Below are 21,847 nucleotides of genomic sequence, written 5' to 3'. Positions count from 1 at the left end.
GTCGGCTCACTCGACCGCGTAGTCCGGGGCCTCGACCGTTCCGATGACCTTCACCTGCTCGGTGCCGTCGCCGCCGATCTCGTCCTCGCCGATCTCGAACGGTGTGGTGCCGTCGAGTCCGTAGACCTCGATCGCGTACGCGGTCCCGGCGTCGGCGATGGTGTGGGTGACGCAGGCACCCGGCTGAGCGGTCGCGGTCTGGGTCTTCGTCTCGGTCAGCAGCACGTAGGCCGGGTAATCCCCTTCGGCGCACACGGTGAACGAGGCCTCGGCGGTCTCGGCCGCTGCCGCGGGAGGCTGCGCGTTGGTGGCCTCGGCCCACCCCACGGAGCCGGCGATCACCAGCAGCGACAGAACCGAGAGAACCGGGAGGGGCCAGGAGGCCGTCGAAGCGGGCACGCTCCCATGCTGACCGCCACGGCCGCCAGCTGAACCGATTCTGGACAGTTCTCCAGGCCTTTCCTAGGTTTCACCGGGGCCTACGCGGTCCCCGGTCTCCGGTCGGAGCGCGTCAGGCGGGCAGGCGGACCCCGGCGGCCCGCTCCGCGGCCATCCACGCCTCGACCGCGTCCGGATCGCGCGGCAGCGCCGCCGACAGCACCTCGGCGCCGTCCTCGGTGACCAGGACGTCGTCCTCGATGCGGACGCCGATACCGCGGTACTCCGGCGGCACCATCAGGTCGTCGGGTTGGAAGTACAGGCCGGGCTCGACCGTGAGCACGTTGCCCGCCGCGAGCACACCGTCCAGATAGGTCTCCGCCCTGGCCTTCGCGCAGTCGTGCACGTCCAGCCCCAACATGTGTCCGGACGCGTGCAGCGTCCAGCGCCGGTGCAGTCCCACCTCGTCGTCGAGGGACTCGGCGGCAGAGATCGGCAGCAGGCCCCACTCGGCGAGCGCTCCGGCGATGACGCGCATGCACGCCCGGTGGATGTCCCGCCAGGCCACGCCCGGCCGGATCACGGCGATCCCGGCTTCTTGCGCGGCCAGCACCGCCTCGTAGACGCGGCGTTGGACCGGGGAGAACCGCCCGGCGACCGGAACGGTGCGGGTGATGTCGGCGGTGTAGAGGTGGCGGTTCTCGACCCCGGCGTCCAGCAGGAGCAGTTCACCGGGACGGCACACGCCGTCGTTGCGCCACCAGTGCAGCGTGCAGGCGTGCGCACCGGCGGCGGCGATCGTGCCGTAGCCGACCGTGTTGCCGTCGTGCCGCGCCCGGAGCCCGAAGACGCCGTCGACCAGGCGCTCGGACGACTCGCGGTCCGCCGGGAGCGCGCGGACGACGTCGGCGAAACCGCGGACGGTCGCGTCCACGGCGTCCCGCAGCTGCTCGACCTCCCACGCGTCCTTGACCAGACGCAGTTCGCCGAGCGCCGCGGCGAGCTGGCCGTCGCGCAGGCCGTCGTCGACGGGTTCGACCGCAGCGTCCACCCGTCCGTCGAACCCCCGCAGGACCCGGGTGCTCACCGGGTCGAGCTCGGCGAGTGCCTTCTCCAGGTCGTCCAGCGAGGCGCAGGGCAGGCCGAGCGCCGCCGTCCACTCCTCCGCCGAGCGCCGCGGACCGACCCAGAGCTCGCCGCCCCGGCTACGGAAGAACTCGTCGGACTCGCGTGAGGCCCGCACCCGGACGTAGAGCGTGGCGTCCTCCGGGCCGGCGATCAGCACCGCGTCCTGTTCGTAGCAGGTCGTGAGCCAGGCCAGGTCGGAGCCGGGGCGGAACTCGTACGAGGAGTCGTTGTTGCGCACCTTCGCGGTGCCGCTCGGGACGACGAGCGTCTCCCCGGGGAACCGTTCGGCCAGTAGGGCGCGGCGGGCCGCCGTGTAGCGCGCAGCGGGCTCCGGCGCCATCGGGCCGGACGGCGCCTCCGCCCAGCCGGTGCGCATGAACTCGGCCAGCCGCTCGGGTACCGGCAGGTCGTGGCTCGCGGTGGTGATCGACGGGTCGGTCTCGGCCAGCTCGCCGCCCTCGGGCCCCTCGAACGCAGCCGGCGTGGTCGAAGCGTCGCTGTCGTTCATCTGGCGGCCCCCGGTTGGCTGCTGGGTGTTCTGCGTGCGCATCCGACGCTACCGCGTGTGTCCGACGGTCCGCAGGGCTCACCTGCGACGATCCAGTGGGGCCTACCGCACGCGCTCGGGGTGGGCAGGCAGTGGGAAGATGGCGGCCATGTGCGGTCTGCTCACCTACGTCAGTTCCTGCGGCGACGCCTCCCACCAGCGCGACGGGGTGGCTGCCGCGTTGGAGAGCATTCACCACCGGGGCCCGGACGAAACCGGGGTCCGGGTGTCCGGCGACGACGTGGTGCTGGGCTTCAAACGGCTCGCGTTCATCGACGTCGAGAACTCGCACCAGCCGTTGGAGTACGCCGACGGCCGGTACGTCATCACGTTCAACGGCGAGATCTACAACTACCTCGACCTGCGCAAGCAGCTCGCCGAGGTCGGCGCGTCGTTCGCCACCGAGGGCGACACCGAGGCGATCGTCGCGGCCTACCACTACTGGGGTCCGGAGTTCGTCAGTCGACTCCGCGGCATGTTCGCGTTCATCATCTGGGACCGGTTCGAGCGCACCGCGTTCGCCGCCAGGGACCACTTCGGCATCAAGCCGCTGCACTACACGGTGACCCCGACCGGGATCTACGTCTCCAGCGAGAAGAAGGCGCTGCTGCCGTTCTCCGCCGCGGCCCGCTCCGGTGACGCCGGCCTCGACCCCGCGGCGCTCTCCCACTACCTGACGCTGCAGTACGTGCCCGAGCCGGGCACGCTGCACCGGGACATCAACCGGCTGGAGAGCGGCGAGTCGCTCACCTGGAAGCCCGGCCAGGAGGTCGTCCGCAACCGGTACTTCCGGCCCGACTTCCGGCCGACGCCGACGTCCTCGCCGGAGCGGTTGTTCGCCGAGATCCGGGACGTGCTGCGCGAGTCGGTCGGCCTGCACCTGCAGAGCGAGGTGCCGGTCGGCGCGTTCCTCTCCAGCGGTATCGACTCGACCGCGATCGTCGCGCTGGCCCGCGAACACAAGCCGGACATCCTGACGTTCACCGCCGGCTACGAGGTCGACGGGTACTCCGAGATCACGGTCGCGGAGCAGTCCGCCAAGTGGCTCGGGGTGAAGAACTTCCCGGCGCTGATCACCGCGAACGACATGATGGAGTCGCTGCCGCGGATCGTCTGGCACCTCGACGACCCGGTGGCCGACCCGGCGCTGGTGCCGCTGTACTTCGTCGCGAAGAAGGCGTCCGAGCAGGTGACCGCCGTGCTCTCCGGCGAGGGCGCGGACGAGTTCTTCGGCGGCTACGGCATCTACCGCGAGCCGCTCTCGCTCAAGCCGATCACGTCGCTGCCCGACCCGCTGCAGAAGGGGCTGCGGGCGGTCAGCAAGGTGATCCCGGAGGGCGTCAAGGGCAAGAGCTTCCTCGAGCGGGGCACCACGCCGCTGCAGGAGCGCTACTACGGCAACGCGCGGATCTTCACCGAGCCCGAGAAGCAGAAGCTCATGCGGCACTACGACTCGAGCGTGCAGTACACCGACGTCACCGAGCAGCACTACCGGGACGCCGCCTACCTCGACGACGTCACCCAGATGCAGTACATCGACCTCTACACCTGGCTGCGCGGCGACATCCTGGTGAAGGCCGACCGGATGACGATGGCGCACTCACTGGAAGGCCGGGTGCCGTTCCTCGACGTCGGTGTGTTCGACATCGCGCGGAAGATCCCGCAGGAACTCAAGGTCACCAGCAAGGGCATCCGGAAGTACGCGCTGCGGCAGGCGCTGGAGCAGGTCGTGCCGCCGCAGATCGTCAACCGGCCGAAGCTGGGCTTCCCGGTGCCGACCCGGGTCTGGCTCAAGGGCCTGATGTACGACTGGGCGCGCGGCATCCTGGCCGACTCGAAGGCGGGGGACCTGCTCGACCTGCAGTACGTCGACCGGTTGTTGCAGGCGCACCGGGCCGGGGAGGCGGACAACTCCCGCAAGGTGTGGACGGTGCTGGTGTTCTGCGTCTGGCACTCGATCTTCGTCGAGGGCCGGATCGACCCCCGTCCCGCACCCGCGGAGTCCCAGCTCCTCACCAAGCGCGCGATCCGCCAGCGGTAGGGCGAAAGGTCTGTCCCCGTTATCGACCTGTCACCGCACGGCGGTAGGTCGATAGCGGGGACAGGTTTGTTAGAGCTTGCCGTCGAGGAACGCGTAGGCGCGTTCGACGGCGAGCAGGGAGCCGAACGGCGCCTGCGCGGCGACCTCCTCGGCGGGGGCCCGGTCGCGCCACCCGTCCCGGCAGGCCCACTCCAGTGCGGTCAGGTCGGCGTGCTGCGCGGCCACCGCGTCCGGGCTCATCGTGCCGCCGTGGCCGGGCACCACCGCTGCAGGGCCCAGCTCCATCAGCGCGGCCACGGTGCCGGCCCACTCCAGCGGCCAGGAGTCGTCGAACGAGGGCGGCGCGCCGTCCTCCAACAGGTCGCCGGCGAGCACGACGTTCGCGTCCGGCACCACGACGACGAGGTCGTTGTCGGTGTGCCCGCGGCCCAGGTGCCGCAGGTCGACTGTGCGGCCGCCCAGGTCGAGCGTGGCGCCGCCGGGCACGGGGTGGTCCGGTCCGCGCAGCGTCACGCCGGCGACGGCCGCAGCCAGCTCCGGCATCGAGTCCGCGTACTCCGCCGCGACCGCCTCCACCCTGGCTTTGCCGCCGTCGTCGGCGCTCCAGCGCTCGTACCGGGCGACGCACTCGCTGTGGGCCCAGATCTCGGTGGCGGCGTCCGGGGCGAGCACCGCGTTGCCGTAGCAGTGGTCGAAGTGGTGGTGGGTGTTGACGATCCGCCACGGCAGCGACGTCACCCGGCGGATCGCATCCACGAGCTCACCGGCCTGGGCCGGCGTCGAGAGCGTGTCGACGACGAGGGCGCCCGCGTCGCCGAGCACGAGCACCGCGTTGACGTCCAGCACCGGCTGGCGCCAGACCAGCACGCGGTCGGCCGCCTCCACCCAGTCGATCATCGTGCTCCCTCGTTGGTGGTGCCGCGCGGATCCAGCCGGGCCAGGAAGCGGGCGCGGTCGATCGCGGCGCGCTCCACGACGGCCTCGGCGACGATCCGACCGTCCCCGGTACCGCTGTCACCGGGGTCGTCGCTCTCGACGTCGTCCCGCACGACGACGGTGAACCGCAGCGCCCGGCCGTCCACCGTGTCGAGCGTCGCGGTCGCGGTCGCGGTCGCACCCACCGGCGTCGGCAGCTGATGCGCGACCTCGACCCGGACGCCGACCGTGGTCAGCTCAGCGGGCAGCGCTTCGCGGATCGCGTCCACCGTCGCGGCTTCGGCGAGCGCGAGCAGCCGCGGGGTCGCGAGCACCGGGACGTCGCCGGACCCGACGGCCGCCGCGGTGTCGGCGTCGGTCACCGTGAGTACGGACCGACCGGTCAGGCCGAGCGGAAGGTACATGCCGCGCAGCCTATGCGGTGCCCGGAACCGGGGCGTGCGGCGGGAGGGTACGGGGTGACCGATGGGCACAGCGGTACGCTCCGGCGCGCAGTCGCCGCAACTTTCGGCTCGTGACGTCGAGCGGACACGCACGTACGGCTGGTACTCGACGGCTGGTACGCCTAGCGTTTGTGCGCATGAGGGACGGGCAGGCGGTCGCGCGTTGGATCGCGGACGCAAAACGGGTAACCGCGTTGACGGGTGCAGGTATCAGTACCGATAGCGGCATCCCCGATTTCCGCGGCCCTAATGGGGTGTGGACTCGCAACCCGGGCGCACAGCGGTTGTTCACCTTGCGGGATTACGTGTCCGACCCCGACGTCCGGCGGGAGGCCTGGGAGATCCGACGGGCGCACGCCGCGTGGACGGCTCGGCCGAACGCGGCGCACTACGCGCTGGTGGATCTCGAGGCGCACGGCCGGCTACGCGCTGTGATCACGCAGAACATCGACGGGCTCCACCAGCTCGCCGGTACGAGCGAAGATCTGGTGATCGAGGTGCACGGGTCGCTCTACGAGGTGGAGTGCCTCTCGTGCGGTTCGCGGTTCGCGATGTCGGACACGCTCGAGCGGGTGGCCGCCGGCGACGAGGACCCGGCGTGCCTGCGCTGCGGCGGCATCCTCAAGGCGGGCACGATCTCGTTCGGTCAGCCGCTGGTGCCGGAGGTGTTCGCGAAGGCGCGGGCGGCCGCGGCGGACTGTGACCTGTTCCTGGCGATCGGGACGTCGCTGTCCGTGCAGCCGGTCGCCGGTCTGGTCGAGGTGGCGAAGAAGCAGGGTGCGAAGGTCGTGATCCTCAACGCCGACCCGACGCCGTACGACGGCGTCGCGGACGCCACGTTGTCCGAGCCGATCGGGAGCCTGCTGCCGCGGCTGGTGGGTGGCGGCTCGTCCCGGACGGCCTCGGCGGGCTAGGCCGACGGCCTCGGCGAGCTAGCCGACTGGGCCACGCCCCGGCCTCGGGCCGGGGCGAGCCAGGCGGCTGTACTCTCGGCCGGGTGATCTTGGAGGACACCGCGACCCAGCCACCCCAGGAACCCGACCACGGTCCGGAGGCCCGCAGTCGCGTTCGGGAGCTACTGGCCAAGCGTCGGGTCGCGGTTCCGCTGTTCGCTGTCGCTTTCGCGATCTACTGGTACTTCGTCGGGCTGCCGACCGACCCGATGCTGGCCGCGCTCTGGCTCTGGTTCGGCACCATCGCGTTCCGGCCGGACCAGCCGTGGCGGCACCACCTCGGTTTCGCCCGGGACTGGACCCCGATCGTCCTGCTCCTGGTCGCCTACGACTACAGCCGTGGCCTGGCCGACAACGGCGTGGCGCCGCACGTCACCGAGATGATCCACGCGGACGAGTGGCTGTTCGGCGGCACGATCCCGACGCTCTGGGCGCAGGAACATCTCTACGACCCGGACTACGTCCACTGGTACGACGTCCTCGCGTCGTTCGTCTACTTCTCGCACTTCGTGGTGTGCCTCACGATCGCGGCCGTGCTCTGGGTCCGCAGCCGGCCGCTCTGGGCGGGGTTCATGCGGCGCTGGTTCACGCTCACCGCGGCCGGTCTGGTCACCTACTTCTTGTATCCGGCGGCCCCGCCGTGGTGGGCGTCCGAGCACGGCTACATCGCCGAGGAGGTCGCCCGGATGTCCGGGCGCGGCTGGGAGGCGATCGGCCTGCACGGCGGCACCAAGTTGCTGAGCATCGGGCAGTCGATGTCGAACCCGGTGGCGGCGATGCCGTCGCTGCACTCGGCGTTCGCGATGTGCGCGGTCGCGTTCTTCCTCACCCGGGTGCGGAAGCGCTGGATCCCGCTGCTGCTGGCGTACCCGGTCCTGATGTCACTGACGCTGGTCTACACCGGTGAGCACTACATCATCGACGCGATCGTCGGCTACGTGTACGTCGGTGCCGTGTTCCTCGTGGTCTGGCTGGGGGAGCGGTGGTGGGCGCGCCGCAGCGGGCGCCGGGTAGGCGAGGCCGCCGAGTCGCTGCTCCGGGCGGCCGCACCCACGTCGGCGTCGCCCGCGGAGGACGGCGCCTCGGCGGTGGTTCAGGCGCCGCGGGCGCCCTCGGCCGCCGAGGAGCCCGACGCGGTCGGGCGCTCCGCCGACTGACCGTCCGCAGCCGGCGCCGGGTCCGCCGAGTGGGCCGCCTCGGCCGTGGCGGGGGCGCGGTTGGCTCGGGCACGGTCGACGAGGTCGGCTGCGACCCGGGCGGCGTGCGCGGCCTCCTGGTGCAGCACGGTCGGTGTGGTGTGGCCACCGGCCGGGTCGAGGTGCACCGACGCTAGGCCCAGCCCGCGCTGCCACGGTCCCTGCGAGATCCGGACGCTCTGGGCGCGGGCGTGCAGCGCGACGTCGTGCCGGGCGGTCAGCCAGCCGCCCCGGGTGACCAGCGCGGTGTCGGTCACCGTGTACGCCAGCCGCCGGTACTGGAACGGTGCACGCCAGCGTGCCCGCGCCGGCGCCGGGCGCAGCTCGAGCGCGTCCGGACCGGCCGATGGAACGGTCGGGAGCACGGCGTGCAGCACCGCGAACGCCTCCGCGGCCGGAGCCACCGGCACGAGCGCGCTGCGGCCGTTCTCCTGTTCGCCGCCCTGCCCGTACCCGGCGACGTCGATCTCGATCCGCACCCAGCCGAACGGGCGCCAGAGCAGCGGCTGCCGGATCCGCACCGCTTGGATGCGGGGGATCGGGATCGTCTGGTTGCGGACGTCGAGCATGCCCCGGTGGACACGCAGCCCGTCCGCGTCGCGTCCGACGGTGAACCCCCACTCGCCGAGCAGGCGGCGGACCGGAACCTGGATCAGACCGACGATGCCGCTGACGAACGTGAAGACGGCCGCGGACGACGGGTCCTCGCTGGTGAACTCCAGGATCGGGATGACCAGCAGGAACGGCGCGGACAGCGTGTTGAAGGTGAGCAGCTGGGAGAAGATCAGCAGCCGGTGGTTCACCCGGAACAGTCCACCGACCGCGGTGGTCACCGGCGCCGGTGCGGTCTCTGTCAGGTCGCCCATCGGGACGGTCGGCTGCGACGCGGCTGCTCCGGCGTCCGCGGCCAACCGCAGCAGGTGGACGCGGAGCCGCTCGGCCTCGGCGGTGGTCAGGTAGGCGAGCGGAGCCTCGGCGTCCTTGCCGCCGCCGACGACCTCCATCCGCACCTCGGCCAGCCCGAACAGCCGGGCCAGCGCGGGCCGCACGACGTCCACCGCTTGGACGCGTTCGAGCGGGATCGTCCGCTGACGCCGGGACAGGATGCCGTCGCGGACGTGCAGTTCCCGCGCGGCCACCCGGAAGCCGGTGAACCGCCAGGCGACCCAGGCGACGGCGAACCAGCCGAGGACGATCACGGTGGCCGCGATCGCGAGCGCGCGCCAGCCCGCCGAGCCCCAGGCCTGATAGGAGACGAGCGCGCCGACGACGCCGATGCCGCGCGCACCGCGGATCAGCGGGCTGAGCGGGTGCAACCGCCGGAACTCCCCGTCCGCCGGCCCCGCGAGGCCCGGTCCCGGGAGGCCCGGTCCCGGGAGGCCCGGTCCCGGGAGGCCCGGTCCCGGGAGGCCCGGTCCCGGGAGGCCCGGTCCCGGGGCGCTCGGCTCTGCAAGGCCCGGCTCCGTGGACGCCGGCGGCGGCGTCGTGTCGGGGGACGTCACCCTGGCGGGCGGGTCCTCGGTCATAGGCCGGCTGCCCGGGCTTCGCCGAGCGCGGCCAGACGGTCCCGGAGCCGCGCGGCCTCGACCGTCGGCAGGCCCGGAATCGCGGCGTCCGACGCCGCCGCGGCGGTGTGCAGCTGGACGGTCGCGATTCCCAGCGCACGCTCCAGCGGTCCCGCCTTCACGTCGACGTACTGCATCCGGCCGTACGGCACCACCGACAGCCGACGGACCAGGATGCCGTGCCGGACGAGCAGATCGTCCGCCCGCTCGGCGTAGCCCCACGCCTGCACGCTGCGCGTCACGACCGCGAGGCCCCAGCCGAGGAACCCGAGCCCGGCCACGGCGATCCCCCACGGCAGCAGCGTCACGTCGGTCCAGGTCGCGGTCGCGGCGACCGCGGCCACAATCGGCACCAGGAAGGTCAGCATGCCTGCGCGGCGCACCCAGGCCAGGCGCGGCGAGACCTGCTGCCAGGGCGCGTCCTCCGGCCAGAGTGCGGGATTGTCGGTCGGCACCCGGTCGGACCGCCCGGTCGGTGCTGCGGACTCGCTCAGCGGGGCAGCCATGCCACCCAGCCTAGTGCGCGATCGTGAACGGGTGTCCGGTCAGTGTTCGGCGTCGATCGGCTCCACGGCCAGCAGGAAACCGCGGACGTCGAGGAAATCCGACAGGCGGTCGCGGTGCTCGCCGCAGGCGGCCCAGGTCTTGCGTCGATCGCCGGAGTGCAGGCGGGGATTGCGCCAGCGGATCAGGAACTCGGCCGGCTGCCGGCAACCCTTCGCCGAACAGATCGCGAGCCCGTCGTTCGGTGCCATCGGCTCGGACGTCACCATCGCTCCTGCCCGCAGAAACACCTGCGCCCACACAGCAAACGACGCCAGGCGACCACGGGGGAAGCCGCCTGACGTCGTGTGAATCTTACACCGGGTCGTGTAGCCGTTGTCCAGATCCGAGAATCGTTCACGATTCGTCAACACGGTGGTACGGGCGGTAGCGGCGGGCCGGTCGCTTCTCTCAGCAGATCCACGGGGTCACGCCGAGCGGTCGGTCGCTTTCGCCTGGCAGAGTGGTAGCCGACATGCCCTGCTGCGGCGGCGAGCCGGTCTTCGGTTCGTGCCGTGCGGGGTGCACGAGTACCGCGTGGTCGAGGATTGGGGCGGTGGGAGATCGGTGGCCCAGCAGCACACACCGGCAGAGGACGCGACTCAGCTCGAGCGCACGCTCTTCGAGGTCAAGCGGGTGATCGTCGGGCAGGACCGGATGGTCGAGCGGATGCTCGTGTGCCTGCTCGCCCGCGGGCACTGCCTGTTGGAGGGCGTGCCCGGCGTCGCGAAGACGCTCGCGGTGGAGACGCTCGCCCGGGTCGTCGGCGGGACGTTCAGCCGGATCCAGTTCACGCCGGACCTGGTCCCGGCCGACGTCGTCGGTACCCGGATCTACAAGCCGAGTACTGAGGCGTTCGACGTCGAGCTCGGCCCGGTGTTCGCGAACTTCTTGCTCGCCGACGAGATCAACCGGGCGCCCGCCAAGGCACAGTCCGCGCTGCTCGAGGTGATGGCCGAGAAGCAGGTGTCGATCGGCGGGCAGACCTATCGGCTGCCCGACCCGTTCCTCACGCTCGCGACCCAGAACCCGATCGAGCAGGAGGGTGTCTACCCACTGCCGGAGGCGCAGCGCGACCGGTTCCTGATGAAGGTCGTCGTCGGCTACCCCACCGACATGGAGGAGCGCGAGATCGTCTACCGGATGGGCGTCAACCCGCCGAAGGCGGAGACCGTGCTCAGCCCGGAGGACCTGCTGCGGCTGCAGACCACGGCCGACAACGTCTTCGTGCACAACGCGCTCGTCGACTACGCCGTCCGGCTGGTCCTCGCGACCCGGACGCCGGCCGAGCACGGCCTGTCCGACGTCGCCGGGTGGATCTCCTACGGCGCCTCGCCCCGGGCGTCGCTCGGGCTGGTTGCCGGGGTCCGGGCGTTGGCGCTGATGCGCGGTCGCGATTACGCCTTGCCGCAGGACGTGGTGGATCTGGCGCCGGACATCCTTCGGCACCGGCTGGTGCTCTCCTACGACGCGATCGCCGACGGCGTCCCGCCGGAGCACATCGTGCAGCGCGTGCTGGAGACGATTCCGCTGCCGACCGTCTCGCCCCGCCAGCAGGCGGACGCGCGGCCGGTGTCGTCGGTACCCGGTTCGGGTGCTCCCGCCTTTCCGCAGGCGCAGCCGGGCTGGCCGGCCCCGGCCACCGGCGCAGCCGGGGAGCGGCTGGCGTGATTCGGCTCGCCCGGCGGTCCTTCCCCGGCGCGGCCGGATCCGGCACGGCGGTTCCGGCCGCCGCGCCGGTCGGCGACGTCGCCGCGGAAACCGCCGCGGCCGAGGCGGTGCTCAAACGGCTCCAACTCACGATCACCCGCAAGCTCGACGGGCTGCTGCAGGGCGACTACCTCGGTCTGCTGCCGGGCCCCGGCAGCGAGGCGGGCGAGAGCCGGGAGTACCGAGCCGGTGACGACGTCCGCCGGATGGACTGGCCGGTCACCGCACGGACGACGGTGCCGCACGTCCGGCAGACGATGGCCGACCGGGAGCTGGAGACCTGGATGTGCATCGACCTGTCGGCGAGCCTCGACTTCGGCACCGCGCGGTGCGAGAAGCGTGACCTCGCGATCGCCGCGGCCGCGGCGATCGGCTACCTGACGGTGCGCGGTGGCAACCGGGTCGGTGCGGTGGTCACGAACGGGGAGACGTCGCGCCGGCTGGCGGCCCGCCCCGGCCGGAACAACGCGCACGGCATGCTGCGCCGGGTCTACCAGACCCCCCGCGCTCCCGCGGGTGGCACGGCGGCGAACGCCGGCTACCTCGCGGAGGCCGTCGACGCGCTCAACCGGCCACCGCGGCGCCGCGGCCAGGCGGTGGTGATCTCCGACTTCCTCACCGACGACATCGTGCGTGCCGACGGCGGCGACCTCGAGCCCGCCTGGGAACGGCCGCTGCGCAAGTTGGCGGTCCGGCACGAGGTCCTCGCGATCGAGATCGTCGATCCGCGGGAGCTGGAGCTGCCCGCCGTCGGCGTGCTGACCGTCGTCGACCCGGAGACCGGAGCCGTGCACGAGGTCTCGACCGACGCCAAGGTCCGATCCGCCTACGCCACCGCGGCCGCGACCCAGCGGACCGCGATCGCGGGCGCGCTGCGGCGGGCCGGCGCAGCGCACCTGCGGCTGTCCACCGACTCCGACTGGCTGCTCGACATCGTCCGGTTCGTGGCCGCGCAACGGCGCGGGCGAAGCAGGGGGACCACCCGATGATCCGTTTCCTCAACCCCTGGTGGCTGCTCCTGCTCCTGGCAGTGGCTCTGCTGGCCGCCGCCTATGTCTGGGTGCAACTGCACCGGCGTACCTACGCGGTCCGGTTCACGAACGTCGCGCTGCTCAAGTCGGTGGCGCCCAAGGCGCCCGGCTGGCGCCGGCACCTGGGCGCGACCGCGTTCCTGCTCTGCCTGCTCGTGCTGTCGTTCGGGATGGCCAAGCCGTCGACCGACGTCAAGCAGCCGCTGGAGCGCGCGACGATAGTGCTCGCGCTCGACGTCTCGCTCTCGATGCAGGCCACCGACGTCGATCCGGACCGGATCACCGCCGCGAAGGCGGCGGCCAAGCAGTTCGTCGACGAGCTCCCGGAGACCTACAACCTCTCGCTGGTCTCGTTCGCGAAGAGCGCGACCGTGGTGGTCTCGCCCACCAAGGATCACAGCCAGATCACGTCCGCGATCGACGGGCTGGAGCTGCAGGAGTCCACCGCGATCGGTGAGGCGATCTACGCCTCGCTGCAGGCTGTTCAGTCGGTGCCCGCCGACGGGGCGAGTGGCGCTCCGCCGGCCCGGATCGTCCTCCTGTCGGACGGTTACACCACGTACGGCCGGCCGAACGAGGAGGCCGCGAAGGCCGCGGCGACCGCGAAGGTTCCGGTGTCGACGATCGCGTTCGGCACCCAGGAAGGCGTGGTCGATCTGAACGGCACCCGGACGCCGGTGCCGGTCGACCGGGACGCGCTCCAGGCGATCGCCCAGCAGACCGACGGCCGGTTCTACTCCGCCGTGACCGCGCAGGAACTCAAGGACGTCTACCGCGATCTGGGCAGCTCGATCGGGTACCGGACGACCCCGCGGGAGATCACCCAGTGGTTCGTCGGCGCCGCGCTGATCTTCGGCTTCGCCGGGGCGGCGATGAGCCTCGCCTGGACCTCCCGCCTGCCCTGACGTCAGGGCCGTACCTGGCGGCCCCGTGACCCGCCCGTACACCGGGGCTGGAGCTGGCGAGAGCGCGGATCGTGAGACGCGAGCTACTGGTCAGTTCGGGAGGCGGTTCGCCGTCGACGCGGCCGACACCGTAGCCTCGGCGGGCCGGATGGTTGGAATCAGGGAGGTCACGGGTGTCACGCAGCGTTCTGGTCACGGGCGGGAACCGGGGGATCGGGTTGGCGATCGCCAGGGCGTTCGCGGCGCAGGGCGACAAGGTCGCGATCACCCATCGCGGCAGCGGAGCGCCCGAGGGGCTCTTCGGCGTCCAGTGCGACATCACCGACGGTGCCCAGGTCGATGCCGCCTTCGCGGCGGTCGAGGAGGCGCACGGGCCGGTCGAGGTGTTGGTCGCCAACGCCGGGATCACCGATGACACGTTGCTGTTGCGGATGTCCGAGGACCAGTTCACCCGCGTCGTCGACACCAACCTGACCGGCGCCTACCGGGTCGCGAAGCGCGCGTCCTCGAAGATGCTGCGGAAGAAGTTCGGCCGGATCGTGTTCATCTCGTCGGTCGTCGGGCTCGCCGGGTCGGCGGGGCAGGTCAACTACGCCGCGTCCAAGGCCGGCCTGGTCGGTATGGCGCGGTCGATCGCGCGTGAGCTGGGCTCGCGGAACATCACCGCGAACGTCGTCGCGCCCGGGTTCGTCGAGACCGACATGACTGCCGAGCTGCCCGAGGCCCGGCAGAAGGAGATCCTCGGCCAGATCCCGCTGCAGCGCTACGCGCAGCCGGACGAGGTGGCCGGGGTGGTCACCTGGTTGGCGTCGGACGCCGGCGCGTACGTGACCGGCGCGGTCATCCCGGTCGACGGCGGCCTCGGCATGGGGCACTGAGCTTTTTCTTCGGTCAGAGAGGGGGCCGGGTGTCCGGTCTGTTGGAAGGTAAGCGCATCCTCGTCACCGGGGTGATCACCGACGCGTCGATCGCGTTCTCGGTCGCCCGGATCGCTCAGGAACAGGGTGCGACCGTCGTTCTCACCGGATACGGCCGGATGTCCCTGGTCGAGCGGATCGCCAAGCGGCTGCCTGCGGCGGCGCCGGTCATTCCGCTGGACGTCACGAGCACGGAAGACTTGGCTGCACTGCCCGACCGGGTGCGCGAGCACGTCGACGGCCTCGACGGCGTCCTGCACTCGATCGGGTTCGCGCCGGCCAGCTGCCTGGGTTCGCCGTTCATGGACGCGCCCTGGGAGGACGTGGCGACCGCGCTGCACGCGTCGACGTTCTCGTACAAGTCGCTCGCCGAGGCGACGTTGCCGCTCATCCCGGAGTCGGGTGGGTCGATCGTCGGGCTGACGTTCGACGCGACGCAGGCGTGGCCGGCCTACAACTGGATGGGCGTGGCGAAGGCCGGTCTGGAGTCGGCGAACCGGTACCTGGCCCGCGACCTCGGGCCGCGGAAGATCCGGGTGAACCTGGTCGCGGCAGGGCCACTGCGGACGATGGCGGCGAAGAGCATCCCCGGCTTCGGTCAGTTCGAGGAGGCGTGGGGCCCGCGGGCACCGCTGGGCTGGGACCTCAACGACCAGGAGGCGACGGCGCGCGGCTGCGTCGCGCTGATGTCGGACTGGTTCCCGGCAACCACCGGAGAGATCGTGCACGTCGACGGTGGGTTCCACGCGATCGGTGCGTGAGGCGCCGGTCACCCCGGCGTCGCGTCAGCGCGCCGGGGCGGCCGGGCAGTGGCAGGATCAAGAGTCGTGACCAGTAGCTACGACGCGGTACTTCTGCTCTCGTTCGGAGGCCCGGAAGGGCCCGACGACGTGATGCCGTTCCTGGAGAACGTCGTCCGCGGCCGGGGGGTCCCGGCTGCCCGGCTGGCCGAGGTCGCGGAGCACTACCACCACTTCGGTGGGGTCTCGCCGATCAACGACCAGAACCGGGAGCTGCTGGCCGCCCTGGGCAAGGAGTTCGCCGCCCACGGCATCGACGTGCCGCTCTACTGGGGCAACCGCAACTGGCACCCGATGCTCGCCGACACGCTGCGGCAGATGCGCGCGGACGGCGTCCAGCGGGCCCTGGCGTTCGCCACGTCGGCGTACTCGTCGTACTCGTCCTGCCGGCAGTACCGCGACGACATCGTCACGGCCCGCGAAGAGGTCGGGGCCGACGCGCCGGTCGTCGAGAAGCTCCGGCACTTCTACGACCACCCGGGCTTCGTCGAGCCGCACGTCGACGCGGTGGTCGCGGCACTCGGGACGCTGCCGGCCGAGCGGCGTGCGACCACCCGCCTGGTGTTCACCGCGCACAGCGTTCCGACCTCGATGGACGCGAGTAGCGGCCCGGACGGTGGCCTCTACAGTGCTCAGCTGCGGACGGTCGCCGGGCTGGTGTCCACGGCGGCGGCGCCCGACCTGACGTGGGACCTGGTCTGGCAGTCGCGGAGCGGTCCGCCGCGGGTGCCGTGGCTGGAGCCGGACGTCAACGACCACCTGCGGGCGATCGCGGCCGAGGGCGTCACGGACGTCGTCGTGAGCCCGATCGGGTTCGTCAGCGATCACCTCGAGGTGATCTGGGACCTCGACAACGAGGCGAAGCAGACCGCGGCGGAACTCGGTCTCGGGTTCGCTCGGGCCGCGACGCCCGGTACCGATCCGCGGTTCGTCGGCATGGTGCGCGAGCTGGTCACCGAGCGGCTGTACGCTTCGTCGTCGCAGCGGCGGCTGGCTCCGTGGGAAGCGTCCGGACCGACCTGCCTGCCGGGCTGCTGCCCGGCGCCCGTTCGCCGGCCGGCCGCGGCCGGGCGGTAAGCGGCCGCGGCCGCGCGGTAAGCGAGGCCCGTTACTCCAGCGGGCTGTTGACCGCGGCTGCGCGGGCGCGGCGGGCGGCGGTGGCGAGCGGACGGAGCGCCGCGTCCCGGGCCGAGGTCTCGTACGCGTTCACCGCCGCTCCGGACGCGTCCGCGGAGGCCAGCGCGAGCACACCCGCGATCGTCGTCGCCCGTGCGGACAGGCGCCGGGCCCGCGGGCCGTACCCGATCGGTAGCGACGGTCCGGCGCCGTCCTCGCCACGCAGCGACGCGAGGCCGCGCGCCAACCCCGGGGGGAGCCGGGCGACGTCCAGTTCGCGGAGCGCGCCGATCGTCTCGGTGAGCGCCATCGTCAGGTCGTGGTCGGCCTCCGCCAGCGTCAGCGGCTCGGCCGGCACCGGCGCTACCGGCAGCGGATTCGCCAGCCAGCGCGTCCCCGCCCAGCGGTCGGCCGGATCGAGGTGGGCGGTCGACGGTGCGTCCGGCTCCGGCACCAAGCCCGAGGCGCCCAGTACGACACCCTCGCCGGCCACCAGCGCGGCCGAGCTGAACGGTCCGGGACCGGGCAGGCCGCGGGGGTCTCCGGCCGCGGGCAGCACGACCCGTACCGCGTCCGGCGACACCCGGGACGACGCGGCGAGCTCGATCAGCGCGGCGGCCAGGGACTCCTCGGTGCCGTCCGGATGGCGGACCAGGTGCTCTTCGCCGCCGGTCGCCTCGTCCAGAACTTCGTCGAACGAGACCAGCCCGGCGCGCCACGAGCGGACCCAGGCCGCGAGCGTTGCGCTGCGCTGCCCCGGCGGTGCGGGGATCTGCTGGTGAAGCACGCGACGAGCCTAGCCCGCGCTCGGCCCGGCCGGCGCAGAGCGTTGTGCCTGCCCGAGCGGGGGACGATGCCCACGATGAGCATCGGGTAAGCGTGATTTGAGTCCGGTTTAGAGATCGGGGGGATCGGCTACCAGACCCCCATGATCGGCATCCTGCTCACCATCATTGCGGCGATCCTCGTGATCTTAGGGATCTTCCGGATCGTCAAGGGCGACCTCCTCTGGGGCATCGTCCTCATCATCGTCGGCCTGCTCGTCGGCCCCGGTGGTTACAGCATCTTCGGATAGGCCGTGTCCTGCGGGACCGGTGTAACCGACCCGCTGGACACGGCGCCCCCCCGNCACGGCGCCCCCCGGCCCGCGAGGGCCGGATCCCCACAACCCCCTGATAACCCCCACTAACCCCCACAACCCCCGTCTGATGATCCCCCGAGCGGCCAGCCGCCCGGGGGATCAGGCGTGTCTACATCGGACTACCGGGTGCCGGGAAACCCCGGCGCGTCGACGGGCGCAGGCGGCGAGGCGTCGCTATTCTGCCGCCCGTGCGCAGTAAGGACTATCGCGACGACGTGCTCTCCGGTGATTGGCGCAAGCGCCGGACGATCCCCACGGTCGACGCCGAGCCGGACCTCGTGGTCGAGGAGGCCGGTTCGGGGTTCTGTGGTGCGGTGATCAGTTGCGCGAAGGACGCGGTCACGCTGGAGGACCGGTTCGGCAACCGGCGCGTTTTCCCGCTCTCGCCGGCCGGCTTCCTGATCGACGGCGAACCCGTGACGCTGGTCCGGCCCGTGCCGACCCAGAGCAGTGCGCCGCGCCTCACCGCGTCCGGCTCGGTCGCGGTGGAGAAGGTGCGCGCCCGCGTCGCCAAGGCCAGCCGGATCTACGTGGAGGGCGTGCACGACGCCGCTCTGGTCGAGCGGGTGTGGGGCGAGGATCTGCGGATCGAGGGCGTCGTGGTCGAGCCGCTGCACGGCGTCGACGACCTGCCGGCGCTGATCCGGGCCTTCGGTCCGGGCCCCGACCGCAAGCTGGGCGTGCTCGTCGACCACCTGGTCCCTGGCAGCAAGGAGAGCCGGATCGTCGCCGAGATCAGCTCTCCGCACGTGCTGGTCACCGGCCACCCGTTCGTCGACATCTGGCAGGCCGTGAAGCCGTCGGCGCTGGGCATCGCCGCCTGGCCGAGCGTCCCCAAGGGGCAGGACTGGAAGCAGGGCGTGTGCGACGCCCTCGGCGTCGCCGACCCGCAGGAGATGTGGCGCCGGATCCAGGCATCCGTGCACAGCTACGCCGATTTGGAGACCGAACTCCTCGGCGCCGTCGAACGCCTCATCGACCACGTAACGGCCGATGTCTACGGGACGGATGTCCGTTAGCCGGCGCTCGAACATCAGATCGTTATCAGGTCTCGCGCCAGGGGTGCGGAGGCGTGGAATGCTTGATGTGTGAGCGCCTGGGTGATCTGGCTGATCGTCGCTGTGGGCCTGCTCGTCGCCGAGATCTTCTCTCTCGACCTCGTGCTGGTCATGTTCGCCAGCGGTGCGCTGGCCGCTGCCGCCGCCGCGGGCCTCGGTAGCCCGCTGCTGCTGCAGGCACTGGTATTCGCGTTGGTGTCGGTCGCCTCGCTGGTCGTGATCCGGCCGCTGGCCAAGCGCAAGCTCGAGATCGCCAAGGATCCGGTGAAGCACGGCATCGACGCGATTCGCGGTGCGGACGCACTGGTCCTGGAGGCGGTCGACGAGCACCACGGCCTGGTCAAGATCGGCGGCGAGCAGTGGACCGCGCGCGCCTTCGACAGTACGCAGGTGATCGAACCTGGCCAGACGGTCCAGGTGGTCGAAGTGAAGGGCGCGACCGCGCTCGTCTGGAGGCAGCCCTGATGGACAACACCGTTGTCCTCATCGTTTTCGCGATCATCATCCTGGTGGTCCTGTTCGTGCTGGGCCGCGCAGTCCGGATCATTCCGCAGGCCCGTGCGGCGGTCGTCGAGCGGCTGGGCCGCTACAGCCGGACCCTGACGCCGGGGTTGACGGTGGTCGTGCCGATCGTCGACAAGGTGCGTCCGCTGATCGACCTCCGCGAGCAGGTGGTCTCGTTCCCGCCGCAGCCGGTCATCACCGAGGACAACCTCGTCGTCAGCATCGACACGGTGATCTACTTCCAGGTCACCGACCCGCGGGCGGCCACCTACGAGATCGCCAACTACATCCAGGCGATCGAGCAGCTGACCGTCACCACGTTGCGGAACGTCATCGGTGGTCTCAACCTCGAGGAGACGCTGACCAGCCGGGACCAGATCAACGGGCAGCTTCGCGGTGTGCTCGACGAGGCGACCGGCAAGTGGGGCATCCGGGTCAACCGGGTCGAGCTGAAGGCGATCGATCCGCCGCACTCGATCCAGGACTCGATGGAGAAGCAGATGCGGGCCGAGCGCGACCGGCGGGCCGCGATCCTCACCGCCGAGGGCGTCAAGCAATCCCACATCCTCACCGCGGAGGGCGAGAAGCAGTCGGCGATCCTGCGGGCGCAGGGCGATCGGGAAGCCCGGGTGCTGACCGCCGAGGGCCAGGCCCGCGCGATCGAGACGGTGTTCGCCGCGATCCACGCCGGCAACCCGGACGAGAAGCTGCTCTCGTACCAGTACCTGCAGATGCTGCCGCAGATCGCGCAGGGCAGCGCCAACAAGGTCTGGATCGTCCCGTCCGAACTGGGCAAGGCGCTCGAGGGCTTCAGCAATGCGTTCACGCCCGGCGGCGCACCGGCCGCGCCCAGCGCAGCGTCGGCGAACGGTCAGGCCTCGACGCCGTCGGTCGAGGCGCCGGCTCAGTCGGTCGTCGCCACCCCGCCGGCGGCCCCGGCGTCGGTCAGCGCCGAACAGAGCGCCGAAGCGGAGGCCGCGGCGGAGGCTGCGGCCCGGGCCGCAGCTGAGGCGGTGGCGGCGGCGGAGGCGAGCACGCCCGGCGGTAGCCGCCCGCTCTAGGTTCGATCGGTGCCCACCCCGCACGGACGGGGTGGGCACCGCTGTGTCAGGCCGCGCCCGTCGTCGCCGTCGCGCTGGCGGAGACGACCGCGGGCGGGGTGGGAGCCTCGCGGCGCAGGCGGCGCACGCTCGGGGTGGCCGCCGCGGCGAGTGCGGCGGTGAGCCCCAGCGCGGCGGCGCCGAGCAGGGTCGCGGTCGTCCCGACGCCGCCCGCGATCGGGCCGGCCACCATCTCGCCGACCGGGATCGCCAGGAACGACCCGAGCATGTCGTACGAGTACACCCGCGCCAGCCGCTCCGGCGGGATGTGCTGCTGCATGCTCGTCTCCCAGGCGACGCTGAACTGCTCGACGCCGATGCCGCAGAGCACACCGATCGCGATCAACAGCGGCAGGTAGGGCGCGATCCCCAACCCGATCAGGAGAAGAGGCGAGACCGCGATCCAGAGCATCGCGGCCAGCAGCGGTCGCCGGGAGCGCGATCGGAGCGCGAAGAGCCCGCCGATCACCATCCCTACGGTCTCCGCGGCGAGCACGAGCCCCCACCCGCCCCGTCCGATCGTGGTGTCCGCGACCGCCGGGCCGAGCACCTGCATCACGCCGATCGTCGCGTTGATCACCGTGAACGCGGCGACCACCACCCAGACCCACGTGCGCGCGGTGAACTCCGTCCAGCCCTCGCGCAGGTCGGTGAGCACGCCGGCGCCGGACGAGCCCGCGACCGGCGGCACCCGGAGTCCGGCGAACACGGCACCGGAGACGAGGAACGTCGCAGCGTCCACCGCGAGACCCCAGCCGGGGCCGATGACCGCCACCAGCGCGCCACCGGCCGCCGCGCCGAGAATCATCGCGGCGTTCGCGCCCAGCCGGATCACCGCGTTGGCCTGCTGCCTGATCTCGGACGGGACGGTCTGCGGGGTGAGCGCCGCGGAGGCGGGCAGGCTGATCGCGGCCAGCGCGCCGTTCAGCACGGAGAGCACGACCAGCGCCGGGACGTGCGCGGTGTGGGTCAGGACCAGCACGGCGACCACGGCCTGGGTCAGGCCGCTCAGCACGTTGCTGCCGACGAGTACCCAGTGGCGCGGCAAGCGGTCGGCGAGGACGCCGCCGAGCAGGAGGAACGCGACGTTGGCGAGCGAGCGCGCGCCGACGATCAGACCGAGCATCGTGACCGAGTCGGTCAGGTCGAGGACGGCGAACGCGAGGGCGAGTGGCGCGACCGCGTTGCCCACGGTCGTGATCGTCCGTCCGGCGAGCAGGCGCCGGAAGGCCTGGTGCCGCAGCGGGTCGAGTGCGGCTCTCACAACCCCGCCTCGGGTTGCTGCATCCGGAACAGCGCGATGGTCGCGTTCACCCGGATCGTTCCGGGGGCGCGCGGTGGTTTGGCGGCCCGGTGCAGGGCCAGCGTCGCGTCCCGGACCGTCGAGACGACCGCCTCCCAGTCGTCGGGCGTGACCCAGAGTTCGGCGTCGGTCTGATCGCCCGGTCCGCCGTCAGCGGAGAGCAGCCCGGCGCGGCGGCTGAGTTCCTCGGCCATGGCCAGCAAGAGGCCGCGCTGGGCGTCGACCGGGCGTGCGGTGGCCGCTGGGCGGGCGGCCGCGCGCTCGACGTCGTACCGGTAGCGTTTGCGCCCGCCACGTCCCGGGCCGCCCTCCGACTCGACGACGACGGCGGGGAGCGCCAGTAGTTTGCGCAGGTGGTAACTGGCGTTGGCGTGTGTGGTGCCGAGTTCCTGGGCCACCTCGGTCGCGGTCATCGGCGCACCGGTGAGGAGCGAGAGGATCTGCAACCGCAGGGGGTGGGCCACCGCGCGGAGCTCGGTGACCGGGTCGCGCGATTCGCCGCCGGGGGACTCCAAAGACATGTTGGAAACTA

At 71.9% G+C, this 21,847-nt stretch carries 23 protein-coding genes; 13 read left to right on the top strand and 10 right to left on the bottom strand.

Annotated features, from left to right (window positions below; translation table 11 throughout):
• Positions 1–6: 6 nt before the first annotated feature.
• Complete coding sequence (locus ABEB28_RS01755) at positions 7–399, bottom strand: hypothetical protein (RefSeq protein WP_345726133.1); 393 nt, start codon at positions 397–399, stop codon at positions 7–9.
• A gap of 112 nt (positions 400–511) precedes the next feature.
• Positions 512–1,882 (bottom strand): aminopeptidase P family protein, encoded by a 1,371-nt coding sequence (locus tag ABEB28_RS01750; protein WP_345726231.1) that lies wholly within the window; start codon positions 1,880–1,882, stop codon positions 512–514.
• Positions 1,883–2,162: 280 nt separating this feature from the next.
• Here ABEB28_RS01750 and asnB point away from each other — a divergent pair, with 280 nt between their 5' ends.
• On the top strand, positions 2,163–4,094 hold the full coding sequence (gene asnB / locus ABEB28_RS01745; RefSeq protein ID WP_345726132.1) for an asparagine synthase (glutamine-hydrolyzing): 1,932 nt from the start codon (positions 2,163–2,165) through the stop codon (positions 4,092–4,094).
• Between the two features lie 69 nt (positions 4,095–4,163).
• Here the strand turns inward: asnB and ABEB28_RS01740 are convergent, their stop codons facing one another.
• Together ABEB28_RS01740 and ABEB28_RS01735 are read right to left on the bottom strand one after the other, a co-directional pair.
• A complete protein-coding gene (locus ABEB28_RS01740; RefSeq protein WP_345726131.1) occupies positions 4,164–4,991 on the bottom strand; it encodes an MBL fold metallo-hydrolase in 828 nt (275 codons plus the stop codon).
• Positions 4,988–5,434 carry a thioesterase family protein gene (locus tag ABEB28_RS01735; RefSeq protein ID WP_345726130.1) on the bottom strand — a complete coding sequence of 149 codons (447 nt, stop codon included), beginning with the start codon at positions 5,432–5,434 and terminating at the stop codon, positions 4,988–4,990. The genes ABEB28_RS01740 and ABEB28_RS01735 overlap by 4 nt, the downstream gene beginning before the upstream one ends.
• A 176-nt stretch (positions 5,435–5,610) precedes the next feature.
• Here ABEB28_RS01735 and ABEB28_RS01730 point away from each other — a divergent pair, with 176 nt between their 5' ends.
• Together ABEB28_RS01730 and ABEB28_RS01725 are read left to right on the top strand one after the other, a co-directional pair.
• Positions 5,611–6,387 carry an SIR2 family NAD-dependent protein deacylase gene (locus ABEB28_RS01730; RefSeq protein ID WP_345726129.1) on the top strand — a complete coding sequence of 259 codons (777 nt, stop codon included), beginning with the start codon at positions 5,611–5,613 and terminating at the stop codon, positions 6,385–6,387.
• A gap of 83 nt (positions 6,388–6,470) precedes the next feature.
• Positions 6,471–7,583 (top strand): phosphatase PAP2 family protein, encoded by a 1,113-nt coding sequence (locus ABEB28_RS01725; RefSeq protein WP_376981563.1) that lies wholly within the window; start codon positions 6,471–6,473, stop codon positions 7,581–7,583.
• On the opposite strand, the gene ABEB28_RS01720 is transcribed toward ABEB28_RS01725, so the two are convergent.
• The 3 genes from ABEB28_RS01720 to ABEB28_RS01710 form a co-directional block, all read right to left on the bottom strand.
• Complete coding sequence (locus ABEB28_RS01720; protein WP_345726128.1) at positions 7,520–8,938, bottom strand: PH domain-containing protein; 1,419 nt, start codon at positions 8,936–8,938, stop codon at positions 7,520–7,522. The two genes, ABEB28_RS01725 and ABEB28_RS01720, sit on opposite strands and share 64 nt — an antisense overlap.
• 206 nt (positions 8,939–9,144) lie before the next feature.
• The gene (locus tag ABEB28_RS01715; RefSeq protein WP_345726127.1) at positions 9,145–9,693 is read right to left on the bottom strand and encodes a PH domain-containing protein; all 549 of its coding nucleotides are present in this window, start codon (positions 9,691–9,693) and stop codon (positions 9,145–9,147) included.
• A gap of 39 nt (positions 9,694–9,732) precedes the next feature.
• Positions 9,733–9,957, bottom strand: a complete 225-nt coding sequence (locus ABEB28_RS01710) for a hypothetical protein (protein WP_345726126.1) — start codon at positions 9,955–9,957, stop codon at positions 9,733–9,735.
• A 310-nt stretch (positions 9,958–10,267) separates the two neighbouring features.
• Here ABEB28_RS01710 and ABEB28_RS01705 point away from each other — a divergent pair, with 310 nt between their 5' ends.
• From ABEB28_RS01705 to ABEB28_RS01680, 6 genes are all read left to right on the top strand, one after another.
• On the top strand, positions 10,268–11,401 hold the full coding sequence (locus ABEB28_RS01705; RefSeq protein WP_345726125.1) for an AAA family ATPase: 1,134 nt from the start codon (positions 10,268–10,270) through the stop codon (positions 11,399–11,401).
• The gene (locus ABEB28_RS01700; protein ID WP_376981567.1) at positions 11,398–12,429 is read left to right on the top strand and encodes a DUF58 domain-containing protein; all 1,032 of its coding nucleotides are present in this window, start codon (positions 11,398–11,400) and stop codon (positions 12,427–12,429) included. Before ABEB28_RS01705 ends, ABEB28_RS01700 begins: the two co-directional genes overlap by 4 nt.
• Positions 12,426–13,376: a VWA domain-containing protein gene (locus tag ABEB28_RS01695; RefSeq protein WP_345726124.1), complete on the top strand. Its 951-nt coding sequence runs from the start codon at positions 12,426–12,428 to the stop codon at positions 13,374–13,376. The genes ABEB28_RS01700 and ABEB28_RS01695 overlap by 4 nt, the downstream gene beginning before the upstream one ends.
• 173 nt (positions 13,377–13,549) lie before the next feature.
• The gene (locus tag ABEB28_RS01690; RefSeq protein WP_345726123.1) at positions 13,550–14,254 is read left to right on the top strand and encodes a beta-ketoacyl-ACP reductase; all 705 of its coding nucleotides are present in this window, start codon (positions 13,550–13,552) and stop codon (positions 14,252–14,254) included.
• Between the two features lie 29 nt (positions 14,255–14,283).
• The gene (gene fabI / locus ABEB28_RS01685) at positions 14,284–15,054 is read left to right on the top strand and encodes an enoyl-ACP reductase FabI (RefSeq protein WP_345726122.1); all 771 of its coding nucleotides are present in this window, start codon (positions 14,284–14,286) and stop codon (positions 15,052–15,054) included.
• Between the two features lie 132 nt (positions 15,055–15,186).
• A complete protein-coding gene (locus tag ABEB28_RS01680) occupies positions 15,187–16,170 on the top strand; it encodes a ferrochelatase (RefSeq protein ID WP_376981579.1) in 984 nt (327 codons plus the stop codon).
• A gap of 31 nt (positions 16,171–16,201) precedes the next feature.
• Here the strand turns inward: ABEB28_RS01680 and ABEB28_RS01675 are convergent, their stop codons facing one another.
• Complete coding sequence (locus ABEB28_RS01675) at positions 16,202–16,996, bottom strand: hypothetical protein (RefSeq protein WP_345726120.1); 795 nt, start codon at positions 16,994–16,996, stop codon at positions 16,202–16,204.
• 141 nt (positions 16,997–17,137) lie between these two features.
• On the opposite strand from ABEB28_RS01675, the gene ABEB28_RS01670 reads away from it, so the two are divergent.
• The 4 genes from ABEB28_RS01670 to ABEB28_RS01655 all read left to right on the top strand — a co-directional run bounded on the left by ABEB28_RS01670 (position 17,138) and on the right by ABEB28_RS01655 (position 19,973).
• Complete coding sequence (locus tag ABEB28_RS01670) at positions 17,138–17,284, top strand: GPGG-motif small membrane protein (protein ID WP_376981569.1); 147 nt, start codon at positions 17,138–17,140, stop codon at positions 17,282–17,284.
• A gap of 254 nt (positions 17,285–17,538) precedes the next feature.
• Positions 17,539–18,369: a DUF3097 domain-containing protein gene (locus ABEB28_RS01665; protein ID WP_345726119.1), complete on the top strand. Its 831-nt coding sequence runs from the start codon at positions 17,539–17,541 to the stop codon at positions 18,367–18,369.
• A 69-nt stretch (positions 18,370–18,438) separates the two neighbouring features.
• A complete protein-coding gene (locus ABEB28_RS01660; RefSeq protein ID WP_345726118.1) occupies positions 18,439–18,873 on the top strand; it encodes an NfeD family protein in 435 nt (144 codons plus the stop codon).
• Positions 18,873–19,973 (top strand): SPFH domain-containing protein, encoded by a 1,101-nt coding sequence (locus tag ABEB28_RS01655; RefSeq protein ID WP_345726117.1) that lies wholly within the window; start codon positions 18,873–18,875, stop codon positions 19,971–19,973. The genes ABEB28_RS01660 and ABEB28_RS01655 overlap by 1 nt, the downstream gene beginning before the upstream one ends.
• Before the next feature lie 46 nt (positions 19,974–20,019).
• Here ABEB28_RS01655 and ABEB28_RS01650 read toward each other — a convergent pair whose 3' ends face one another.
• Complete coding sequence (locus ABEB28_RS01650) at positions 20,020–21,276, bottom strand: MFS transporter (protein WP_345726116.1); 1,257 nt, start codon at positions 21,274–21,276, stop codon at positions 20,020–20,022.
• Positions 21,273–21,836, bottom strand: a complete 564-nt coding sequence (locus ABEB28_RS01645) for a helix-turn-helix domain-containing protein (protein ID WP_345726115.1) — start codon at positions 21,834–21,836, stop codon at positions 21,273–21,275. The genes ABEB28_RS01650 and ABEB28_RS01645 overlap by 4 nt, the downstream gene beginning before the upstream one ends.
• Between the last annotated feature and the right edge of the window lie 11 nt (positions 21,837–21,847).

The organism is Cryptosporangium minutisporangium (assembly GCF_039536245.1).
Taxonomy (GTDB): Bacteria; Actinomycetota; Actinomycetes; order Mycobacteriales; family Cryptosporangiaceae; genus Cryptosporangium; species Cryptosporangium minutisporangium.
Note: the sequence above shows the minus strand (reverse complement) of the source record. Positions and strands in the feature narration are given on the sequence as shown.